This window comes from Curtobacterium sp. NPDC089991 (assembly GCF_044748425.1).
In the GTDB taxonomy this organism is placed as follows: Bacteria; Actinomycetota; Actinomycetes; order Actinomycetales; family Microbacteriaceae; genus Curtobacterium.
Genome location: NZ_JBIVGB010000004.1, coordinates 280799 through 302540, shown reverse-complemented (window position 1 = coordinate 302540; position 21742 = coordinate 280799). Strand labels below are relative to the sequence as shown.

The following is a 21742-nucleotide window of genomic DNA, read 5'->3' as shown; positions in this document are numbered from 1 at the left end:
TTGCGGTTGCTGGGTTGTCGTGCCGGTGCCGGTGCGGGTGGCATTGCGCGTTGCGCAGGTGCCGGGAACGCCGAACGGCCCGACCCCTGGGTGGGGTCGGGCCGTCGGGTCCTGCTGGGGTGTTACTGGGTGACGTTGATGGTCGTGACCACCGCGTCGCCGATCAGGTTGCCCTTCGTGATCTGCTTCGTGTAGAGCACGTAGACCTGCGGGGTCAGCGTGCGGCTGATCGTGATGGACCACTCGCCTTCGGAGTTCACCGTGGCCTCGCCGAGTCGGCTCGTGGTGCCGCCGAGGACGACCTTCGAGCCGGCCTGGCCGGTACCGGTGAACGTGATGCCGGTTCCGGGGACCTGTGCGCCCTCGGCCGGGGTGTTCACGACGACCTGGGTCGCCGTGCCGTAGTCGAGCGTCGCCGTCTTGGCGGGGGAGACCTCACCGTCGACCGTCTGGGTGACGGTGAAGGTGCGGACGCCCGCGACGGTGGCCGGGATCGAGAGCGAGTACTTGCCGTCGGCGCCGGTGGTGGTGCCGATGACGGTGCTGCCCTCGCGGACCACGACGGTCGCGCCGGTCTGGGCGTTGCCGCTGATCGTGGCCTGCTTCTCGACATCGGCCTGGAACGAGCCGGCCGCGGTGAGCTCCGTGACCTGCTTGTCCTGCACCGTGACGGTGATCTCGGCCTGCTTCGTCAGCCCGCCCTTGCTCGTCTGGAGCGCGTGCAGCTCGTAGAGGTTGGGGGTGAGCTGCCGGGAGACGTCGACCGTCCAGGCACCGTTGGCGACCTTCGTGTCACCGATCGACGAGGTCTTGCCGCGCATGTCGAGCTTGGCGCCGGTGGCGCCGGTGCCCGTGAAGCGGATCTGGCCGTTCGTCACGGTGGCGCCGTTCGCCGGGGTGGAGATCACCGGGGCGACGGGGTTGCCGTAGTCGAGCGAGCGGTTCAACGGGGCGGACACGGCGCCGTTGACGGTCTGGGTGACCGTGAACGTGTTGACACCGAACGCGGCCTTGGCCGGCGGGATCGTGATCGTGTACCGACCGCCGGTCGCCTTCGCGGTACCGACGATCGAGCCGTCAGCAGCCTTCACGGTGACCGTCGCGTCCATCTGGGCCGCGCCGGAGATCGTCGCCGGCAGGTTCTCGTCGGTGGTGTTGAACGCCGCCGTTGCGGTGAGCGGGGTGACCGCCTGCTCGTCCGTGACCGTCACGGTGATCGCCTGCTGGGTGGTCAGACCGCCCTTGGTGGTCTGCACCGCCCACAGGTTGTAGAGGTTGCTCGTCAGCGGGAAGTCGACCTTGGCGGTCCACTCCCCGTTCACGACGTCGCCGCTGGCGATCGCGTTCACGGTGCCACGGACGGTGACCTTCGCGCCGGTCTGACCGGTGCCGGTGAAGGTCAGGCCCTCCTTGTTGACGGTCGCGCCGTTCGCCGGCGAGGTGATGTTGATCGGCGTCGGCGTGCCGTAGTCGAGCGAGACGTTCACGGCTGCGGAGGTCTTGCCGTTCAGCGTCTGGGTGACGCTGAACTCGTTCACGCCGAACTGTGCGCGGTTCGCCGGGACCGGGATCGTGTAGCGGCCGTCGCTTGCGACGACGCGGCCGATCTCGTTGCCGAGGCTGTCCTTGACGACGACGGTCGCGCCGGTGGTCGCCGCGCCCGAGATCGTCGCGGGCTTGGTGACGTCCTGGTCGAAGGCGCCCGTGGCGGTCAGCGCCGTGGAGAACTCCGAGGCGTTGATCGTGAACGAGACGGGCTTCGAGTCGGCGTTGCCACGGACCGGGGTCTGCGTCGCGGTGAGGTCGTAGACACCGTTGCCGAGGTCGAACGTCGCCGGGGCGGACCAGTTGCCGTTGTCATCGACCACTGCAGCGGCCACGACGCGGCCGGACGTGCCCTTGACCTCGACACGTGCGCCCTTGTCACCCGTACCGGAGAACACCGGACGCTTCTGGTCGACCGTGGAGCCGTTCGCCGGGGTCTGGACGACGAGCGGGGCCGGGTTCGCCGGGGCCTCGGTGCGGATCGTGAAGTTCACGCGCTTCGTCTCGGCGGAGCCCGTGAGTGGGGTCTGGGTCACGCCGAGGTCGTAGGAGCCCTCGCCGAGGTCGAAGTCCGCCGGAGCGGACCACTTGCCGTCCTTGACCGTCGCCGAGGCGACGACACGGCCGGAGTTGCCCTTGACCTCGATGGTCGCGCCTTCGTCACCGGTACCGGAGAACGTCGGACGCTTGGTGTCCACGACCGAGCCGTTGGCCGGAGTCTGGACGACGAGCGGTGCCGGGTCGGCCGGGATCTCGGCTGCCTTGAGCGTCGTGATCGCGACGGGCGTGGTGGAGGTGTATCCCGGAGGTGCCGTGAACACGGTGAACAGGGTGGCGTCGGCTGTCGGCTGCGTGGTCGCACGGATCTTGAAGGTGCGGGTGGCGACGCCCTTGGCGACGTTCTTCTGCGTGACCGCGGAGACGTTGGTGGCCTTGTAGGTCAGCGTCTGGAGGCCGTTCGAGTTGGTTCCGGTGATCCACTCGTCCTTCCACACGCCGTTGTTCGTCCCGGCGGGGAGGTCGTAGACCTCGTAGCCGCGGGGCATGGTGAACAGCCAGGAGTACGAGGTTCCGCTCTCCATGTCGACGCCGGTCTCGCCGGTCTTGGCTCGTGCGTTCCAGGAGACAGTGCCCTGGGTGCCGTTGGCGAAGGCGTCGCCGGTGTTGGGCTTCCCGGTGAGGTTGTACGTCCCGAGGGTGGTCGACTCCGGAGCCGCCTCGACGGTGAAGTTGACGCGTGCGTTCGAGGTGTCGCCGCGGACGGGCGTCTGGGTGACGGTGAGGTCGTAGGCGGCGTTCGTGAGGTCGATGTCCGAGGGGGCAGACCACTTGCCGTCCTTGACGGTTGCGGTGGCGATGATCTGGCCGGCGTTGGTCCGGATGTCGATCTTGGCGCCTTCGTCACCGGTGCCGGAGAACACCGGGCGCTTGGTGGTGACGGTGGACCCGTTGGTCGGCGTCTGGACGATGAGCGGTGCCGGGTTCGCCGGGGCTTCTTCGAGGGTCGTCGGGGTCGAGCCGTTGACCCGGTAGCTGCCGATGGAGCTGGTGCCCATGAACAGGTAGTTCATCTGGCTCGAGGTCGTCGTGGCGTTCGAGGCGTCGACCTTGAGGTTCCAGCGGAACTGCTGGCCGGCGCTCTGCGAGCCGCCGGTCTTGCCGAAGTCGAACTCCATCTGGCGGTTGTTGTCGAACAGGCGGCCGTTCTTGAGGTTGAGAACCTCGGAGTTCGCCCACGCGCCGCTGGAGCCGTTGCGCCACTGTCCGGTGACCGTGGTCTGGCCGGGCGCGAAGGTGGTGCCGGCTGGAGCGGCAACCGTGACGGTCCCCTCCATGCCGGTGCGGGTCGCCTGGTTCTCGACCACGAACGGCACGTTGGTGGGTGTGGTGCGGCTGAGGGTCACGTTCGGCTGGGGCACGCCGATGATGGGGCCGTTCTCGACGATGGTGATCGTGACGCTGGTGCGGTCGATCTCGACGCCGCCGACCTTCTGGATGATGGTGCGGGGGTTCGCTCCGACGGGGAGGTCGCGGATGGTGAGGGACCACTTGCCGGTGCCGTCTGCGGTGGTCGCGAACGAGGTGCCGCTGACGGTGATCGCGGCGCCGGGGGTGGCGGTGCCGGAGACGACGGCGGTCTTCGCGGCGTTGTCGACGGAATCGACCTTCGCCGTGATCGGGCTCGTGGCGGCAGCGGTGAGCGTGGTGACCGTCGACCCCGTCGCGCTGAAGGCACCCTGGGTGCTCGTGCCAGCGAACACGTAGCCGACGGTGCTGTTGCCGCCAGCGGCCTGGGCGGGCGTGGACACCAGGGTGTTGAACCGCATGAGCGTGCCGGCGGGGACATCGAAGCCGGAGCCGTTGACGGCGTATGTGAGCTTCGTGTTGCTGTCGGAGCGGACACCGTTGCGCATCCCGAGGTACGACGAGTCAGTCCAGTTGCCGTCCGGCGTCTTGTACTGCACGGCACGCGTGTCGGCGTTGGCGAAGGTAGTGCCGGCGGGCGCAGAGAGGACGATCGTGGCGTTGACGCCCGAGCGTGCGCCGGTGGTCTTGACGGTGACCGGGACGGTCGTCGTCGCGCCGCGGTTGAGTGCGACCGGGGGAGTCGTCTCCGGGACCACGACGCTGTTCCCGACGCCGGCCTTGAGGATGGTGGAGGCCTGGGGCGTGGTGGAGGTGTATCCCGGAGGTGCCGTGAACACGGCGGACAGGGTGGCGTCGGCTGTCGGCTGCGTGGTCGCACGGATCTTGAAGGTGCGGGTGGCGACGCCCTTGGCGACGTTCTTCTGCGTGACCGCGGAGACGTTGGTGGCCTTGTAGGTCAGCGTCTGGAGGCCGTTCGAGTTGGTTCCGGTGATCCACTCGTCCTTCCACACGCCGTTGTTCGTCCCGGCGGGGAGGTCGTAGACCTCGTAGCCGCGGGGCATGGTGAACAGCCAGGAGTACGAGGTTCCGCTCTCCATGTCGACGCCGGTCTCGCCGGTCTTGGCTCGTGCGTTCCAGGAGACAGTGCCCTGGGTGCCGTTGGCGAAGGCGTCGCCGGTGTTGGGCTTCCCGGTGAGGTTGTACGTCCCGAGGGTCGTCGAGGGCGCGCCGATGGTGATCGTGACGTTGACGCGGTCGACCTCGGTGCCGTTCACCTTCTGGATGATGGTGCGGCCGTTCGCACCGACGGGGAGGTCGCGGACGGTGAGGGACCACTTGCCGGTGCCGTCTGCGGTGGTCGCGAACGAGGTGCCGCTGACAGTGATCGCGGCGCCGGGGGTGGCGGTGCCGGAGACGACGGCAGTCTTCGCGACGTTGTCCACGGAGTCGACCTTCGCAACGAGTGGGGACTGCGCGGGGCGCATGTCCTTGCCGCTCGCAAGTTCAAGGCTCGACTGGTTGCCAGTCGACAAGCCTGAACCGTTGTGCCACATCGCCCACGGGGCCATCGCCAGCTGACCGGTGGAGTAGTAAGTGCCACTCTGAGCTTGAACCGAGTCGCAGGCTCCCATGAAGAACAGCCGTCCGCCGAAGTCCCAGCCAGGATTCTGTACGCAGCGACCGTCGCTGTTCTTGATGATGCCTGTTGATCCCTTGGCGGGGATCTCCCATCCTGGAGCGGCGTTCTGCAGTGCCGCTTCGTACGTCGAATACCACTTGGAGCCGAAGTTCTTATCAACAGCGGCGTACTGCTCGTTGAAAGGGTATTTGAAGACGATCTTGCCGGTCAGGCGATCACCCGATGCGGTGGGGGACGGGGCCGCGGAAGCGGCGGAGGCGGCCGGGCCGAAGGACAAGCCGGAGACGAGCGTGGCTGCGGCGAGTCCTGCTGCGCCGACGGACTTGAGGGCCGTTGCCCTCTTCTTTCGAGACATGTGACGTTCTTTCGGGGAGGGCCGCCGGGAATCCGCGGCACGGTGGGGGATCGCAGTCCAGGACCTCTCGGCCAGCCTGCAAGCCCAGAATATCACATGGCATATGACATGCGAAACATTGCATGGCGCGCTGTTGGCTGGGAGTTGAGTGGGATCGACGCAACTTCGGCCGCCCTGAGTTGACGCGAGCCGGGTCCTGAGTAGAGTTGAGTCCATCGGACGCAAGTCCAACGACTTACCTCGAGCAAGAAGGAGCACCACACATGGGACGTGCAGTAGGCATCGACCTCGGAACCACCAACTCGGTCGTCAGCGTTCTCGAGGGTGGCGAGCCCACCGTCATCGCGAACGCCGAGGGTCTCCGCACCACGCCGTCGATCGTCGCCTTCACCAAGGACGGCGAGGTCCTGGTCGGCGAGACCGCCAAGCGCCAGGCCGTGACGAATGTCGACCGCACCATCGCGTCGGTCAAGCGTCACGTCGGCACCGACTGGACCACCGAGATCGACGGCAAGAAGTACACGCCGCAGGAGATCTCGGCCCGTACCCTCGGCAAGCTCAAGCGCGACGCCGAGCAGTACCTCGGTGAAGACGTCACCGACGCGGTCATCACCGTGCCGGCGTACTTCAACGACGCCGAGCGCCAGGCCACGAAGGACGCCGGTGAGATCGCCGGCCTCAACGTCCTCCGCATCATCAACGAGCCGACCGCGGCCGCTCTGGCCTACGGCCTCGACAAGGGCAAGGAAGACGAGCTCATCCTGGTCTTCGACCTCGGTGGCGGCACGTTCGACGTCTCCCTGCTCGAGGTGGGCAAGGACGACGACTTCTCGACGATCCAGGTCCGTGCGACCTCCGGTGACAACCGCCTCGGTGGCGACGACTGGGACCAGCGCATCGTCGACTACCTGATCAAGAAGTTCAAGGACGAGCACGGCGTCGACCTGTCCACGGACAAGATCGCCAAGCAGCGCCTGAAGGAAGCCGCTGAGCAGGCCAAGAAGGAGCTGTCGTCGCAGATGTCGGCGAACATCCAGCTGCCGTACCTGACGCTCACGGCTGAGGGCCCGCTCAACCTCGACGAGACCATCTCGCGCGCGCAGTTCGAGCAGATGACCTCCGACCTGCTCGACCGCACCAAGAAGCCGTTCAACGACGTCATCAAGGAAGCCGGTGTCTCGGTCAACGACATCGCGCACGTGGTGCTCGTCGGTGGCTCGACCCGCATGCCCGCCGTGGCCGAGGTCGTCAAGCAGCTCACCGGTGGCAAGTCCCCGAACCAGGGCGTCAACCCGGACGAGGTCGTCGCCGTCGGCGCGGCACTGCAGGCCGGTGTGCTGAAGGGTGAGCGCAAGGACGTCCTGCTCATCGACGTCACGCCGCTGTCGCTCGGCATCGAGACCAAGGGCGGCCTGATGACGAAGCTCATCGACCGCAACACCGCGATCCCGACCAAGCGGAGCGAGACCTTCACGACCGCTGACGACAACCAGCCGTCGGTCGCGATCCAGGTCTTCCAGGGCGAGCGCGAGTTCACCCGCGACAACAAGCCGCTCGGCACGTTCGAGCTCACCGGCATCGCGCCGGCTCCCCGTGGCGTCCCACAGGTCGAGGTCACCTTCGACATCGACGCCAACGGCATCGTGCACGTGTCCGCCAAGGACAAGGGCACCGGCAAGGAGCAGTCGATGGTCATCTCCGGCGGCTCGTCGCTGCCGAAGGAGGACATCGAGCGCATGGTCCGCGAAGCCGAGGAGCACGCGGCCGAGGACAAGGCCCGTCGCGAGGCCAACGAGCGTCGCAACCAGGCCGAGCAGCTCGTCTACTCGATCGAGAAGCTCATCAAGGAGAACGACGACAAGCTCCCCGAGGACGTCAAGTCCGAGGTGCAGGCCGACGTCGACGCGCTCAAGTCCGCGCTCGCGGGCGAGGACGAGGACGCCGTGAAGACGGCCTTCGACAAGCTCAACGAGTCGCAGGGCAAGCTCGGCCAGGCCATCTACTCCCAGCAGGACGCAGCAGCCGGTGCAGCCGGTGGCGAGCAGCCCGCGGGTGAGCAGCCGGCGGACGACGAGGACATCGTCGACGCCGAGGTCGTGGACGACGAGGACGACAAGGACAAGAAGTAACGATGACGGACCCCAAGGGCAACGCGCCCAACGAAGACGAACCCCAGGTCGAGGGCGACGCCACGAACGCGGCCGAGCCCGAGGACCTCATCGAGGCGGAGGGGCCCGACGTCGAAGTACCGACCGACGGCCCCGCCGCCGGCGGCCCGGCAACGGACGTAGCGAACGACCTCTCCCCGGAAGACCAGGCCCTGCTCGACGACGCCGCCCGCGGTATCCAGGAGGACAAGCTGTCCGACACGGACCGCGACCTTGTCGCCGAGATGCGCGCGGACATGCTCCGTGCGCAGGCCGAGCTGGTGAACTTCCGGAAGCGCGTCGAGCGCGACCGCGAGGCCAACCGCGAGGTCGCCATCGCCGAAGTGGTGCGGGCCCTGCTGCCGGCACTCGACGACCTCACCCGGGCCGAGGCCCACGGTGACCTCGCCGAGGGTCCGATGCAGGTCATCGGCCAGAAGATCCGCGGGGGCTTCGACAAGTTCAAGCTCGTGCAGATCGGCGAGAAGGGTGAAGCCTTCGACCCGAACATCCACGAGGCGATCGTCCAGCTCCCGACCCCGGGTGCCACCGGCCAGACCGTGGCGGACGTCGTCGAGCCGGGCTACAAGCTCGGTGAGCGCGTCCTGCGAGCGGCCAAGGTCGCGGTGGCGGTCCCGGCCTGAGCCGGAACGGAAGGTAGGTACCAGTGGCCAGTCAGGACTGGTTCGACAAGGACTTCTACAAGGTCCTCGGAGTGTCGAAGGACGCGTCGGAGGCCGAGCTGAAGAAGACCTACCGGAAGCTCGCGCGGCAGTTCCACCCGGACTCCAACCCGGGTGATGCCGCGGCGGAGAACCGCTTCAAGGAGATCAGCGAGGCCTACTCGGTGCTCTCCGACAAGGAGCAGCGCCAGGAGTACGACCAGGTCCGTGCCATGGGGTCCGGCGCCCGTTTCACGGCGGGCGGCGGAGGCCAGGGTGGTGGCTTCGAGGACGTCTTCGGCGGGATGTTCGGGCAGCAGCAGGGCGGGGGCGGACAGCGCGTCCGCTTCGGCCAGGGCGGCCCGGGCGGTGCCGGCGGCTTCGAGGACATCCTCGGCGGGATGTTCGGCGGCGGTGGTGGCTTCGGCCAGACCTCCGGCGGCTACCGCGGGTTCGGCGGACCGACGAAGGGCCGCGACGTCACGGCGTCGACGACGCTCGACTTCACCACGGCGATCGCCGGCGACACCGTCAAGCTGTCGCAGGGCAACGGTCGACCGGTGAACGTCCGCATCCCCGCGGGGGTCGCAGACGGCCAGAAGATCCGGCTCCGCGGCCGTGGCGAACCCTCGCCCGACGGCGGCGAGGCCGGTGACCTGGTGGTCGCCGTCTCGGTCCGGAAGCACCCGGTCTTCGAGCGCGACGGGCTGAACCTCCGCGTGGACGTCCCCGTGACGTTCGTCGAGGCAGCCCTCGGCGCGACGATCGAGGTCCCGACGCTCGGCGGTTCGCCCGTCAAGCTGAAGGTCGCTCCGGGCACGCCGTCGGGTCGCGTCCTGCGCGTCAAGGGCCGTGGCGTCGCGACGAAGAACGGCACGGGCGACCTGCTCGCGACCGTCCAGGTCGCGGTGCCGTCGCACCTGTCGGACAAGCAGCGCGAGGCCGTCGAGGCACTCGCGGCGACCCTGCCCGACGAGAACCCGCGCGAGGACATCCTCGCCAAGGCGCGCGACTAGCGTCACGCACCGAATGCAGTAGACCCGGCCTGGAGGCGCGGCGCGGCTTCCTGACGGACGCACGCCGGGCCTCCAGGCTGGTTTTCACCACCACGCGAACGACGGAAGGAACACGCCATGACCGACATGGACGAGAACTCGCCCGTCTTCGCGATCGCGGTCGCCGCGGAGCTGTCCGAGATGCACCCGCAGACGCTGCGGCAGTACGACCGGCTCGGCCTGGTCGTGCCCGGGCGGACCCGCGGCGGTTCCCGCCGCTACTCGATGCGCGATGTCGCGCAGTTGCGCGAGATCGCGCGCCTCGGCTCCGAGGGGGTGTCGCTGGAGGGGATCCGGCGCGTGCTCGACCTGGAGAACGAGAACAAGGACCTACGCGACCGGGTGCGCGAGCTCGAGACCGCGTTGGCGGACCAGCTCATCAACCGGCCCGGCGCGCGGGTGTTCGCGGCGACGACCACCGGGGCCGCGGTGTCGCTGCGGGCCGGTGCGCGGCCGCAGCGGAACACGCAGATCGTGCTGTACCGCGGGCCGCGCTGACCCTTCCCGAATCGCCATACCGCATGTAAAATATCTGCATGCGATTGTTTCCTGCCCTCCCCGCTGTCCTCGTCGTCACGGCACTCGCCATCGGTGGCGGGGTCGCCGCAGCGGCAACCGGCGGAGTCGACGTCAACGAGACGGTGATCGAGCACTCGGCGAACGGCGACGCGACGAGTGTCCTGGTGCACGGCATCGGTGATGCGGCGGCCGCGGCCACAGCAGAGGGACGGCGGTTCCGGCACAGTGATCTGCAGCCTGCCGGACGGTTCGTCGCCGCCGGCGACGTCGTCACCGTGTCGGTACCGACCGGTGCGCCGGCGATGGACGTCGCCATCGGGCTGATCGGCCCGTACGCGGCGCACAACTCGGGCGCCGATGTCGGGTACCAGCAGACGCGACTGACCGCTGGCGTGAACCGTGTCACGGCTCCGCACGACGGGATGGTCTCGATGGTCAGCGCGGCGGACACCGGGGAAGCGACGGTCACGATCGCCGGCGGTGTTGCCGTCCCGACCTACGTCCGGGGCCAGTCGACCGCCGACTCGTTCGCAGCGGACCTCCGGCGGTTCGCCGATGCACCGTTCGTCGAGGTGGTGTCGAACCGGATGTTCGGCGACTTCCAGAAGCCGAAGACCGGCACGGCCATCGCCGGTGCCGACCTCGCGGAGCGCACCGCGAACTGGGACCGGGTGATCGAGCTCACGAACGAGACGTACGGCCTCGACGAGCGTGCCGTCGGGACCTCGCACAAGTACCCGCACCGGATCCACATCGCTTCACCCGACTCCGGTGCGGGGTACGCCAACGCGAGCAACGCGCGCATCATGTTCCAGACCGGCACCGGTGCTGCCGCCGATCTCTTCCGGCTTCCGTTGAGTGGGCTGTGGGGGCTGTGGCACGAGATCGGCCACACCTACGAAGCACCGATCAACATCTTCCCGGGTACCGCGGAGACCATCACCAACCTGTCCGCGCTCGCCGTGCAGGACGGACTCGGGTTCGGGAGCCGGTGGGACGAGAGCATCCCGCTCCTCGAGCGGTACTTCACCACACCGATCGCGGACCGGGACTGGGAAGGCGCCCACGACCGGGTCCGGCTCCTGGCATGGGAACAGCTGCGCCGCGCGTTCGGCGACGGCTACCTGCCGAGGTTCTTCGCGGCGCTGCGTGCCGAGGCGGCGAAGACGAACGTGAACGCCCTGACCATCGACGACAAGCACGCGATCTTCGTCGAGGTCGCCTCGCGGGTGGCCGACCGCGACCTCGCGCCGTTCTACGACCAGCTCGGGTTCCCGATGTCGGACGCGACCCGCGCTGTCATCGGTGCGCTCCCCGACCTGCGGGAGCCCATCTGGGACAACGTCGACTCACGACACCGCATCGTGGAACGACTCGTCCCCGACTACGACCCGCCGGTCGGCGTGGTCACCGGAGCAGTGTCGCCCGTGCCCGTCGGCGAGCACGTGGTCGCCGCGCCGACGGTCACCGGGCTCGGGACCGCGAGCGGCCGAGGGAGCGCGACCGCCGTGGACGCCGCAGCGGTCGCCGATGCCGTCGGTACCGACACCGGACGGCTCCTCGTGCGGCTCCGGAGCCACACCGGCGCCGAGGACACGATCGTCGTCAGGACTGCGGCCGTCGGCGGGGACTCGATCGTGCTGCGCGGGGCGTCGAACCGCGTCGTCGGCGACCTGTGGCTCGATCAGCGGAACGAGGAACTCCGGTGGCGGGCGGTCACGTCCTACGACGCGCACTGGTCCTGGGGATCGAACGCCTACCTGACCGTCACGCACTTCGCGGCGGACGGCACGGTACTCGCCACGGGCACGGTGCAGGGCAACCAGACGGGCAAGGTCCTCGACGAGACCTTCCGGGACCGCCCGTACGCGGACGGCGAGTTCGTGCTCGTCCTGCACGCGCAACCGACGCTCCTCGCCGCGTACCGTTCCGACTCGCTCATCTCGGACTCGAGCGCGCCCCAGGCGTTCCGGATCGCGGACGGCAAACTGCACCTGACCGCGCCCGAGGCGATCCCGGGGTGGCAGTCCCTGTCCGGACTGCAGGGCCCGAAGACCGCCCTGACCCGCGGCGCCGACGTCGAGGTCGAGGCCGGGTTGCAGGTCCACGCCCAGATCTCGACGATCACCGGGGCGATCACGCTGACCAGTCCGGACGGCACGACCTTCGCACCCGGGCAGTCGACGCTCGCCGGCATGTACCGGAAGCCGGGCGAGGACTGGCGGACGAGCGCGAACCTCGTGCTGCGGGGCGGGACGCTCGCCGACGGCGGCACGACGATGCGGTTCACGCTGCAGACGGCTTCGGGGTTCTCGATGCCCCCGGGTTCGACGCTTCGCTGGAAGCCGGTCGTCCGTGTCCCGGCCGACGCGGTCGCGGGCGACTCGTCGCTGGAGCTGCGTGCGGAGGGCACCACCGGCTGAGTCCCCTGCAACGAGGAGCGCCCCCGGACTGACCTGCCGTCGTGGAGCTCGGGCGGCGACGTGCAGTCGCACGCTGGTCCGCGTGAACTGGACGCGGTCGTCCGCGCCGCTGCGAGGTCCGCCGTCGAGGGATGGGTACGCTGACGCGGTGCCAGACTTCGCCGACCTCTTCCGCCGCCGCGACGACACCACCCCGGACCTCATCGCGATCGACGGCACCGACCGGTTCCTGATCGACGAGGCGCCGCACGTGCACGGGGACGCCCTGCGGCAGCCCGGCGAGGTGGCGGTCGTCGATGACCGTCTTGGAGTCCTGACCCTCGGGCTCATCACGCAGTACGGCGCATCGGACATCCGCGTCGTGCAGGACTCGCTCGTCGGGGAACGCGCGCTCGAGGCCAACGCTGGCACGTTCGGTCTGCGCGGATTCCACCACCCGGACTCGCTCGAAGACGCCTTCCGCGACGTCCGGCTCGTCGTGCTGCGGCTGTCGAAGTCACACGACCGCCTCGACGAGATCGCCCGGGCCGTCGCGCGGTTCGCCGCTCCCGACGTCGTGCTGCTGTGCGGCGGCAACGTCAAGTACATGAACCTGTCGCAGAACGACGTGCTGCGCCGCTCGTTCGGCGAGGTCACGGCTTCGCGGGGGCGGGGGAAGTCGCGCCTGCTCATCGCGCAGGACCCGTTGCGTGCCCAGGCGAACCGTGCGGCCGCGACCAATCCCTGGCCCAGATCGGTGCACGTCGACGACCTCGGCATGACGCTCGTCGCGCACGGCGGGGTGTTCGCCGGTACCTCGCTCGACCAGGGCACCCGGGTGCTGCTCGAGGCGATGGACGCCGCGGTGCCGACCGCGCGGACCGTCGTCGACCTCGGGTCCGGCAACGGTGTCATCGCCGCGGCGATCGCACTGCGGCGGCCGAACGTCAAGGTGATCGCGACCGATGTGTCCCGGATCGCGGTGGCGTCCACACGGGCGACCGCCGAGGCGAACGGCGTCGCTGACCGGGTGACGGCACTGCGCACCGACGCCGGGGACGAGCTCGCCGCCGGGTCCGCCCAGCTCGTGCTCTGCAACCCCCCGTTCCACGCGGACACCACGGTGACCACCGACGCGGCCGAGGCGATGTTCCGGAACGCGGCCATCGTCCTGCAGCCCGGCGGCGAACTGTGGTGCGTGTGGAACGGGCACCTGCGCTACCGGCCGGTACTGGAGCGCCTGGTCGGGCCGACGCGGCAAGTCCTGCGCACCCCGAAGTTCACGGTCACGGCGTCGGTCGCTGCCCCGCACTGAGGCCCGCCATACCGAACGCGGAATATCGTACGGATAATACTTGCGGACCACTCCGCGGCCCGTGCACAGTCGTCTCCTGCACCGTCAGAGAGGACTCCCATGCACACTCGCTCCACCCGTGCTCTTCCACCGCCGGCCCGTCCGCCTCGTTCCCGTCCGTCCCGCGCGGCCGTCACCGTCGCGCTGGTCCCGATGGTCGCCCTGGGCGCGCTCGTCGCCGGCGCGGGCGTCGTCGCAGATGCACCACCGGCCCACGCCTTCGACCCGTTCCCGGTCCACGATCCGTTCGTGGACCTGCCCGTCGGCACCACGATGCCGTCGGGTTGGGCTCGCATCGCCTCGAACGACCAGCAGGCCGCGATCGTCGAGAACGGCTCGGCGGGCAAGTGGCTGCGGATGACCGACAACGCCAAGTACATGGCCTCGGCGGTGTACAACGAGGTGCCGTACGACTCGAGCAACGGACTGACCGTCGAGTTCGACCAGCGGATGTGGAGCCCCACCGACACCGGGTACGCCGACGGCATCGGGTTCTTCCTGCAGGACGCCGCGATGCCGCTCGACTCCATCGGCCCCGTGGGCGGCGGACTCGGCTACTTCGACGGCAAGTCCGCCTGCTCGGCAGGACTGGACGGCGGTGTCGTCGGCGTCGGGTTCGACCGGTTCGGCAACTTCGCGCTGCCGGAGTTCATCCAGAACGCCGTCACCGTCCGCGGGGCCGAGGCTGAGTGCTACCCCGTGCTGGCGACGACGGGCAACCGCGGCGACGGGTTCCTCGAGGACCGCGGCGTCGACGCCGAGACGGCGACCTACCGGCACGTGAAGGTCGACGTCGTGCCCCGGGACGCCGGTGGCATCACGGCCATCGTCACGATGTCGGACGCCACCCCCGTCGGCTCGGAGCCGGCGGAGCTGCACCACCTGATCTCGACCGACCTGCCGGCGACGGCGTTGCCTGGCCAGATGCGCTTCGGGTTCAGCGCGTCCACCGGCGGGCGGGCCGAGTTCCACGAGATCCGCAACGTGCGGGCCACACAGCCGACCGACGTCGTGACCACGGCGTCAGTGGACACCGAGGGGCCGGTGACCTCAGGCGACGACGTGTCGTTCCGCGTCCGATCGGTCAACGACGGGCCGGCCACGATCGGTGGGCCCACCGACGCAGTGGCGCGGACGACGGCACTGATCGATGCGCTCCCGCTCGAGGACGTCACCTGGTCGTGCGAGGCCACGGGCGGCGCGTCGTGCGGTGCCGATCAGGGCGCAGGAGTCGTGGCGACCGACTGGACGGCGCCGCCCGGAGGGCAGATCGAGTTGCTGGCCCGCGGGACCGTGCCGGCGACCACGAGGAGCGGGACGTACTCGGCGCCGGTGGAGAGTGTCACCGACTTCACCACCGGCCGGTTCGACGAAGGGCGGGCCGCGGTCGCGCGGGACGGCTCGGTGAGCGACGTCGACCTGACGAACAACACGGACACGATCGCGTTCGACGTCGTGCTGCCGGACGCCGTCGCCTCGGATGACGCTGCGACCGGACAGCAGGGTGAACCAGTGGTCGTGGACGTCGTGGGGAACGACGCGCTCGACGGCAGCGGTGCCGACCTCGGCTCGCTGCGGCTCACCGACGAGGGACTCGACGGTGCGGAGCTGTCCGGCGACGGCAAACAGCTGCGCGTTCCGGGCGAGGGCACGTACGTCGTGGACGACGCCGGGCGGGTGACGTTCACGCCCGAGGACGGCTTCAGCGGGGTCGCGTCGCCGGTGCGGTACGAGATCACGTCGAACGCCGGGCAGGTCGCGTCCGCCGAGCTCCGGGTGGAGATCGAGGCCGGTGCGGTCGACCCGACGCCGGGGCCCACGCCGGAGCCGACGGCGGAACCCACGCCGGATCCGACCGCGGGGCCGACGGCGGATCCGACCGCGCTGCCGGGTGCCGGTTCCGGCGGAGGACCCGGGAACGGCGCCGAGGGCGCCCTGACCGTCGGCGGACCGTCGTCCGGCGGACCGGACCGGCTCGCGTGGACGGGCTCCGACGGGGTGCTCGTCGCAGCGGTCCTCGGCCTGGGGCTCGCGGCCGCCGGTGGCGTGCTCCTGACGCTTCGACGTCGCCGACTCGAGGTGGGCCCGGACGCCGACGCCTGATCCACACCGGTACGACTCCGGACGCGACGGAGACGACGAAGCCGCCCGGGTCTTCCCGGGCGGCTTCGTCGTGTGTTCCGGCCGATCAGGCCGGGACGTAGTCGAACGTGTCCGGGTCCGGACCCGTTCGGTGGCCCTTGTCGAGAGTCGTGATGTCCGTCATGTCCTCGTCGGAGAGCTCGAAGTCGAAGATCGCGAAGTTCTCCTCGACGCGGGCACGCGTGACCGACTTCGGGAACACGATGTCGCCGCGCTGGATGTGCCAGCGGAGCACGACCTGCGCCGGGCTCTTGCCCGTGGCGCCGGCGATGCGGGTGATGGTCTCGTCGTCGAGCACGAGGCCCTGGGCGATCGGGGACCACGCCTCGGTCGCGATGCCGAGCTCGTTGTTCACGGCGCGGAGCTCGTCCTGGGTCAGGTATGGGTGCACCTCGATCTGGTTCACGGCCGGCGGGACGTCCGTCTCGGCACGCAGGCGGCGCAGGTGGTGGGCCTGGAAGTTGCTGACGCCGATCGAGCGGGAGGTGCCAGCGGCGTAGAGCTCCTCGAGCGCCTTCCACGTCGGCACGAAGTCCGAGACGGTGGGCAGCGGCCAGTGGATGAGGAACAGGTCGGTGTAGCCGCCGAGCAGGTCAGCTGACTTCTTGCCGTTCTCGGCAGCTGCCGAAGGGTCGTGGAAGCCGTTGTTGAGCTTCGAGGTGACGAAGATCTCGTCACGCGGGATGCCGGACGACGCGATGGCCTCGCCGACCTCCTTCTCGTTGCCGTACATCTCGGCGGTGTCGATGTGGCGGTAGCCGACCTCGAGTGCCGTGAGCGTCGCTTCCTTGGTCGACGAAGGGTCGATCTGGAAGACGCCGAAGCCGAGCTGCGGGATGGTCTTGCCGTCGTTCAGGGTGATGTTCGGAACGGTCATGGTGCCATGCAACCAAACGCCCCTCAGCGCGCATTCCGGCAACGTCCAGGATCAGCGACCCCGGGCGTGCCGCTCGTGACGAGCGGGCCTGCCGCTCAGGACAGCGCGGCGGCGATGTACGCCTGCAGGGCCTGGCCGTAGGCGACCGCGGGGACCTCGGACGCGAAGCTGCGGTCAGCACCGCCGATCGTCGCGGTGACCGTGTAGACGATCCGGCCGTTCACCGACACCCGGGTCAACCCGATGAACGACGGCCCGAGGAGCTCACGCAACTGGTCCTCGCGCGGCAGCCAGAGCGACTCCGACGCGGTCACGGAGTCGAGCGCCCACTCGGTCGTCCCGTTGAAGCCGAGGATCGTGCCGGTGGGGGAGTCGTGTCGTTCGACGGTCATCTCGGACACGGTGTAGACGTCCTCGTCCACCTCGGGCTTGTCGATGACGAACCGGTCGCCCGTCTCGGGGTGCCAGCGCAGGCCGGCGTCGCGGAGGGTCCTGGCGAGTGCAACGGTGATCACCTCCCCACCCTGCACGCGCGAGGCCGCGCTGTCACCACGAAGTCGCGCTGTCACCACGTAGGTTGCCGAAAGCATCCCGTACTAGCATCGCCGAGCACCCCCCACGCGCGAGCGCCACCCGATCGCGCGCGCGACGTGACGACGCCCGGGCAACCGGTGCCGCGCCTCCAGGCCGACCAACCGGCCACGGGGCGGGCCACCGGCCGGCGTCCCGACCGAGGCGACGGACACCCCGTCCGCCGATGAGAAGGACCCGCATGACCCTCGAACGCGAGGAACTCCGCGACGGCTGGACCGTGTCCATGGCCGGAGGAACCGGCGCGCCGGACGGCGTCGCGGGACGCAGCATCCCGGCGACGGTGCCGGGGCAGGTGCACACCGACCTGGAGCGGGAGGGCCTGCTGCCGGACCCGACCTTCCACCTGAACGAGCAGGCGGCGAAGTGGGTCGGCCGGGCCGACTGGGCCTACCGGACCGCGGTCGACGTCGACCCGCGCGGCCACGAGCGTGTCGACCTGGTCTGCGACGGCCTGGACACGGTGTCCGAACTGAGCCTGGACGGCGTCGTCGTGGGCACGACCCGGAACATGCACCGCCGCTACCGCTTCGACGCGCGCGTGCAGACCGGGTCCGGCGCGACGACGAAGGACCTCGAGATCCTGTTCGAGTCGCCGTACCGCGAGGCCGGCCGGGTCGCCGCGAAGGCCGGTAGCATGCCGGGCCCGTACGACGAGCCGTTCCCGTACATCCGCAAGAACGCCTCGAACTTCGGCTGGGACTGGGGACTCACGGCCGTCACGAGCGGTCCCTGGCGACCGGTCGCGATCGAGCGGTGGTCGACCGCGCGACTGCGCGAGGTCCGCCCGCTCGTCGACGTCGAGGCCGGCGAGGGCGTGCTCGACGCCCACATCACCGTCGAGCGCTCCGGCCTCAACGACCTGGACCAGGACGGCGAGGACGACGACCTGGTGCTGGTCGTGACCGTGAGCGGCCTGAAGGAGGACGGCACGCCGACGCGGCAGCGCTCGCGGGCGCAGCTGACGCCGAAGGACGACGAGACCGTCGTCACGGTGCGCGTGCCCGAGGCGCTGCGCTGGTGGCCCCGCGGCTACGGCGCGCAGGCGCAGTACGACGTGGTCGTGGAGCTGCAGACGGTCGACGGCGAGGTCCTCGACCGCGACACGTTCCGCACGGGCTTCCGGTCGACGCGGATCGACACGCAGGTCGACGACATGGGGCGCCCCTTCGGCATCCACGTCAACGGGACGCTGATCGACGTGCGCGGGGTGAACTGGATCCCCGACGACGTGATCATCTCGCGCGTCGACCGCGCGCGCCTGCAGTCCCGTCTGACCGCGGCGGCCTCGCTCGGCACGAACCTCGTGCGCGTGTGGGGCGGCGGTGTGTACGAGTCGCGCGACTTCTACGAGGTCTGCGACGAGCTCGGCCTGCTCGTCTGGCAGGACTTCCCGTTCGCGTGCTCGGCGTACCCGGAGGTCGAACCGATCCGCAGCGAGGTCATCGCCGAGGCCCGCGACAACGTCGCCCGCCTCGCGCGGCACCCCTCGCTGGTGCTGTGGAACGGCAACAACGAGAACATCTGGCTGCACGACGTGGACGGCTGGGCGGACTCGCTCGGTGACCGCGGCTGGGGCCTCGACTACTACCTCGACCTGCTGCCGACGATCGTCGACGCGGTCGACCCGTCGCGCTTCTACACCGTGGCCTCGCCGTGGTCGGGCGCCGAGTCGCTGCCCGCGAACGACGTCGACCACGAGACGCACCACTCGTGGGACGCCTGGAACCGCCTGCCCGACACCGCCTACCGCGGATCCGTGCCGCGGTTCGTGTCCGAGTTCGGCTGGCAGGCGCCGCCCGCCTGGCGGACGCTGCGGGACGGGGTCGCGGACGAGGTGCTGTCGCAGGACGCACCCGGGGTCGTGCACCACCAGAAGGCTGCCGACGGGATGGGCAAGCTGGCCCGCGGCATCGAGCCCCGGTTCGGCACGGGGCCCTTCTCGTTCGATGCGTGGCACTACCTGACGCAGCTGCAGCAGGCTCGGGCCATCGCGACGGGCGTCGAGCACTGGCGCACCCACTGGCCGCGCAACACGGGCGTGGTGATGTGGCAGCTCAACGACCTGTGGCCGGTGTCGTCGTGGTCGGCGATCGACTCGGCGGGGCGGCTGAAGCCGCTCGCGCACGAGCTGCGTCGGTTGTACGACGACGTCCTGCTGACGATCCGTCCCGTGTCGCGGGTGGCGGTCGCGCCGTCCGCCGTCTCCGGGCCGGCTGCTTCGCCGGCGTCGTCGCCCGTCTCACCGGTCTCCGGAGCGGTCGCGCCCGCCTCGCCGGTCGCGTCCGGTGCGGATCGGACGGGAGGCCCGGATCACCCCGGCCACTCGGCCTCCGCAGGCGAGACGGCTGATCTGGGCGACGTGGCGGACACCCTGTCCCTCGGCGTCTCGCCCGGTGCGTTCGGGTCCTCGCCCGTCGAGGTCGCCGTCCGGTCCACGCGCGGCGGCCACGACAGCGTGGTGCGCGTGCGACGGGTCACCACGGCCGGCACGATCCTGGCCGAGGCGTCGTTGCCCGTGCGCTTGTCGTCCGCCGGGGTCGCCGTCGTCGCCCTGCCCGAGTCCGTCGGCGTGGTCGACGACCCCGCGCGGGAGCTCATCGTGGCGGACATGGACTGGCGTCGGGCGGTCTGGACACCGGGCCCCGACGTCGACGTGCGGTGGGAACCCGCGCGGTACCGCACCTGGTTCACACCCGTCGACGGCGGGCTCGACCTGACCGTCGAAGCCGAGACGCTCGTCCGCGACCTGCTCGTGCAGCCCGACCGGGTGACCGCGTCCGGTGTGGTGGACCGCGGGTTCATGACCCTGCTGCCCGGGGAGCGGGTGACCTTCCGGCTCACCGGTGTGACCGAGGCCGACATCCCGGCGCTCCGTGCCGAACCCGTCCTGTGGAGCCTGGACCGCGCGCTCGAACATTGATATACAGAACGACACAGTGATATATTTTGTGGTGCGCCGCTCGCTGTCGTGACCCGACGACTCCGGCGTCCGGTCGACCTCCCGTCGGCCCGGTCGACAGGAGGACCCCACCATGTCGCTCGCGATGCGCCCACCCACCGCTGCCATCACCGTTCCCCCCGCCGCCGCACCGACCACCGCGCCGCCGTCGGCACCCGCGGGTGGTCGCCGAGGCTTCGCCCCCGCCGTTGCCCTGCTGGACGTCGGACTGCTGGTCCTGGCGTTCGCGGTCGCCCACGTCGCGCGCTTCCCCTGGGAGCTGTCGGCCGTGCGACCCCAGGCCGGCTGGATCGAGTTCGCGACGGCTCCGGTGATCATCCTGGTCTGGATGGCCCTGCTGTCGATGTTCCGCACCCGCGACCCACGCATCGCCGGCATCGGCAGTGACGAGTACCGCCGGCTCGTCACCGCGAGTCTGGTCGCCGTCGCCGTGGTGGCGGTCGTGGCGTACGCCGCGCAGCTCGACCTGGCCCGGGGGTACGTGGCCATTGCCTTCCCGCTCGGGCTCCTCTTCCTCGCTGTCGGGCGGAAGGCCGTCCGCACCGTCCTGGCGCGCAGTCGTGCTCGCGGGCAACGGTTGCAGGACGTCCTGATCGTCGGTGACACCGAGGACGTCCGCTACGTCGGGCGACGGATCGCCGCGACGCCCAGCGCCGGGTACCGGGTCCGCGCGGTCGTGACCGACTGCGAGCCGGTGGGCGCGACGATCGACCTCGGTTCGGCGTCCGTCCCGGTGGTCAGCGGGATCGACGACGTCCTCGCGCTGGCTCGTTCCGAGGGAGTCTCGGCGGTCGTCGTCGCCGGCGCCGTACGCGGCGGGCACGAGCGACTGCGCCGCCTCGGGTGGCAACTCGAGGAGCACGGCGTCGAGCTCGTCGTGTCGTCGCCCCTCGCGGACATCGCCGCGGGTCGCGTGCACGAGCGTCCCGTCGACGGCCTGCCCTTGATGCACGTGGAGACCCCCGACTACCGCCGTCGCACGGGCAAGCGTCTGCTCGACGTCGTCGGAGCCGGCTTCGGTCTCCTGCTGCTGGCGCCCGTGCTCGCGGTGATCGCGCTCGTCATCCGGCTCGACGACCGCGGTCCGGTGTTCTTCCGCCAGACCCGTGTGGGCCGTGGGGGCGCGGAGTTCTCGATCCTGAAGTTCCGCACGATGTGCGTCGACGCCGAAGCGCGGATGGCCGCACTCCAGGCAGTGAACGAGGGTGCGGGCCCGCTCTTCAAGGTGAAGGACGACCCCCGCGTCACCCGCGTCGGGGCGTTCTTGCGGAAGACGTCGCTCGACGAGCTGCCGCAGTTGTGGAACGTGCTCACCGGTTCGATGAGCCTGGTCGGACCCCGCCCGGCGCTCCCGCGCGAGGTCGCCCTGTACCAGGACTTCGCCGACCGCCGACTCCTGGTCACCCCGGGGATCACCGGCCTGTGGCAGGTCAGTGGCCGGTCGGATCTGGACTGGGCCGAGGGTGTGCGGCTCGACCTGCACTACGTCGAGAACTGGTCGTTCCTGCACGACCTGGTGATCCTCGCCCGGACGGTGCCGTCGGTGCTCCGGTCGCGCGGCGCGTACTGAGGGCGCTGCGGCGGATCGGCCCGGCACCTTCCCTGTGCGAACGGTGTCCGTTC

General features: G+C 70.0%; 12 protein-coding genes. 9 read left to right on the top strand and 3 right to left on the bottom strand.

What is annotated here, in order from left to right; all coding sequences use genetic code 11:
• Positions 1–122: 122 nt before the first annotated feature.
• On the bottom strand, positions 123–5408 hold the full coding sequence (locus ACIPV1_RS13505) for a beta strand repeat-containing protein (protein ID WP_402726619.1): 5286 nt from the start codon (positions 5406–5408) through the stop codon (positions 123–125).
• Between the two features lie 263 nt (positions 5409–5671).
• Between ACIPV1_RS13505 and dnaK the strand changes: the two genes are divergently transcribed.
• From dnaK to ACIPV1_RS13470, 7 genes are all read left to right on the top strand, one after another.
• Positions 5672–7537, top strand: a complete 1866-nt coding sequence (gene dnaK / locus ACIPV1_RS13500) for a molecular chaperone DnaK (protein ID WP_123293529.1) — start codon at positions 5672–5674, stop codon at positions 7535–7537.
• Positions 7538–7539: 2 nt separating this feature from the next.
• The gene (locus tag ACIPV1_RS13495; RefSeq protein ID WP_402726618.1) at positions 7540–8199 is read left to right on the top strand and encodes a nucleotide exchange factor GrpE; all 660 of its coding nucleotides are present in this window, start codon (positions 7540–7542) and stop codon (positions 8197–8199) included.
• Positions 8200–8222: 23 nt separating this feature from the next.
• Positions 8223–9233, top strand: coding sequence for a DnaJ C-terminal domain-containing protein (locus tag ACIPV1_RS13490; protein WP_123293531.1), 1011 nt, complete (start codon positions 8223–8225; stop codon positions 9231–9233).
• Between the two features lie 126 nt (positions 9234–9359).
• A complete protein-coding gene (locus ACIPV1_RS13485; protein WP_123293837.1) occupies positions 9360–9770 on the top strand; it encodes a heat shock protein transcriptional repressor HspR in 411 nt (136 codons plus the stop codon).
• A 38-nt stretch (positions 9771–9808) separates the two neighbouring features.
• Positions 9809–12214, top strand: a complete 2406-nt coding sequence (locus ACIPV1_RS13480; protein ID WP_402726617.1) for a M60 family metallopeptidase — start codon at positions 9809–9811, stop codon at positions 12212–12214.
• A 148-nt stretch (positions 12215–12362) separates the two neighbouring features.
• A complete protein-coding gene (locus ACIPV1_RS13475; RefSeq protein WP_402726616.1) occupies positions 12363–13508 on the top strand; it encodes a class I SAM-dependent methyltransferase in 1146 nt (381 codons plus the stop codon).
• A 99-nt stretch (positions 13509–13607) separates the two neighbouring features.
• On the top strand, positions 13608–15650 hold the full coding sequence (locus tag ACIPV1_RS13470; RefSeq protein WP_402726615.1) for an Ig-like domain-containing protein: 2043 nt from the start codon (positions 13608–13610) through the stop codon (positions 15648–15650).
• A gap of 85 nt (positions 15651–15735) precedes the next feature.
• Here ACIPV1_RS13470 and ACIPV1_RS13465 read toward each other — a convergent pair whose 3' ends face one another.
• Together ACIPV1_RS13465 and ACIPV1_RS13460 are read right to left on the bottom strand one after the other, a co-directional pair.
• Complete coding sequence (locus ACIPV1_RS13465) at positions 15736–16566, bottom strand: aldo/keto reductase (protein ID WP_159573463.1); 831 nt, start codon at positions 16564–16566, stop codon at positions 15736–15738.
• 95 nt (positions 16567–16661) lie between these two features.
• On the bottom strand, positions 16662–17081 hold the full coding sequence (locus tag ACIPV1_RS13460; protein WP_402726614.1) for a pilus assembly protein CpaE: 420 nt from the start codon (positions 17079–17081) through the stop codon (positions 16662–16664).
• Positions 17082–17338: 257 nt separating this feature from the next.
• Here ACIPV1_RS13460 and ACIPV1_RS13455 point away from each other — a divergent pair, with 257 nt between their 5' ends.
• Together ACIPV1_RS13455 and ACIPV1_RS13450 are read left to right on the top strand one after the other, a co-directional pair.
• Positions 17339–20080, top strand: a complete 2742-nt coding sequence (locus ACIPV1_RS13455) for a glycoside hydrolase family 2 protein (RefSeq protein WP_402726613.1) — start codon at positions 17339–17341, stop codon at positions 20078–20080.
• A 112-nt stretch (positions 20081–20192) separates the two neighbouring features.
• On the top strand, positions 20193–21689 hold the full coding sequence (locus tag ACIPV1_RS13450; RefSeq protein WP_402726612.1) for a sugar transferase: 1497 nt from the start codon (positions 20193–20195) through the stop codon (positions 21687–21689).
• Positions 21690–21742 lie beyond the last annotated feature (53 nt).

Coding starts and splice junctions, on each gene's coding strand:
- ACIPV1_RS13505 (WP_402726619.1), bottom strand. CDS start 5,408: ATGTCTCGAAAGAAGAGGGCAACGGCCCTCAAGTCCGTCGGCGCAGCA.
- dnaK (WP_123293529.1), top strand. CDS start 5,672: ATGGGACGTGCAGTAGGCATCGACCTCGGAACCACCAACTCGGTCGTC.
- ACIPV1_RS13495 (WP_402726618.1), top strand. CDS start 7,540: ATGACGGACCCCAAGGGCAACGCGCCCAACGAAGACGAACCCCAGGTC.
- ACIPV1_RS13485 (WP_123293837.1), top strand. CDS start 9,360: ATGGACGAGAACTCGCCCGTCTTCGCGATCGCGGTCGCCGCGGAGCTG.
- ACIPV1_RS13480 (WP_402726617.1), top strand. CDS start 9,809: ATGCGATTGTTTCCTGCCCTCCCCGCTGTCCTCGTCGTCACGGCACTC.
- ACIPV1_RS13470 (WP_402726615.1), top strand. CDS start 13,608: ATGCACACTCGCTCCACCCGTGCTCTTCCACCGCCGGCCCGTCCGCCT.
- ACIPV1_RS13465 (WP_159573463.1), bottom strand. CDS start 16,566: ATGACCGTTCCGAACATCACCCTGAACGACGGCAAGACCATCCCGCAG.
- ACIPV1_RS13455 (WP_402726613.1), top strand. CDS start 17,339: ATGACCCTCGAACGCGAGGAACTCCGCGACGGCTGGACCGTGTCCATG.
- ACIPV1_RS13450 (WP_402726612.1), top strand. CDS start 20,193: ATGTCGCTCGCGATGCGCCCACCCACCGCTGCCATCACCGTTCCCCCC.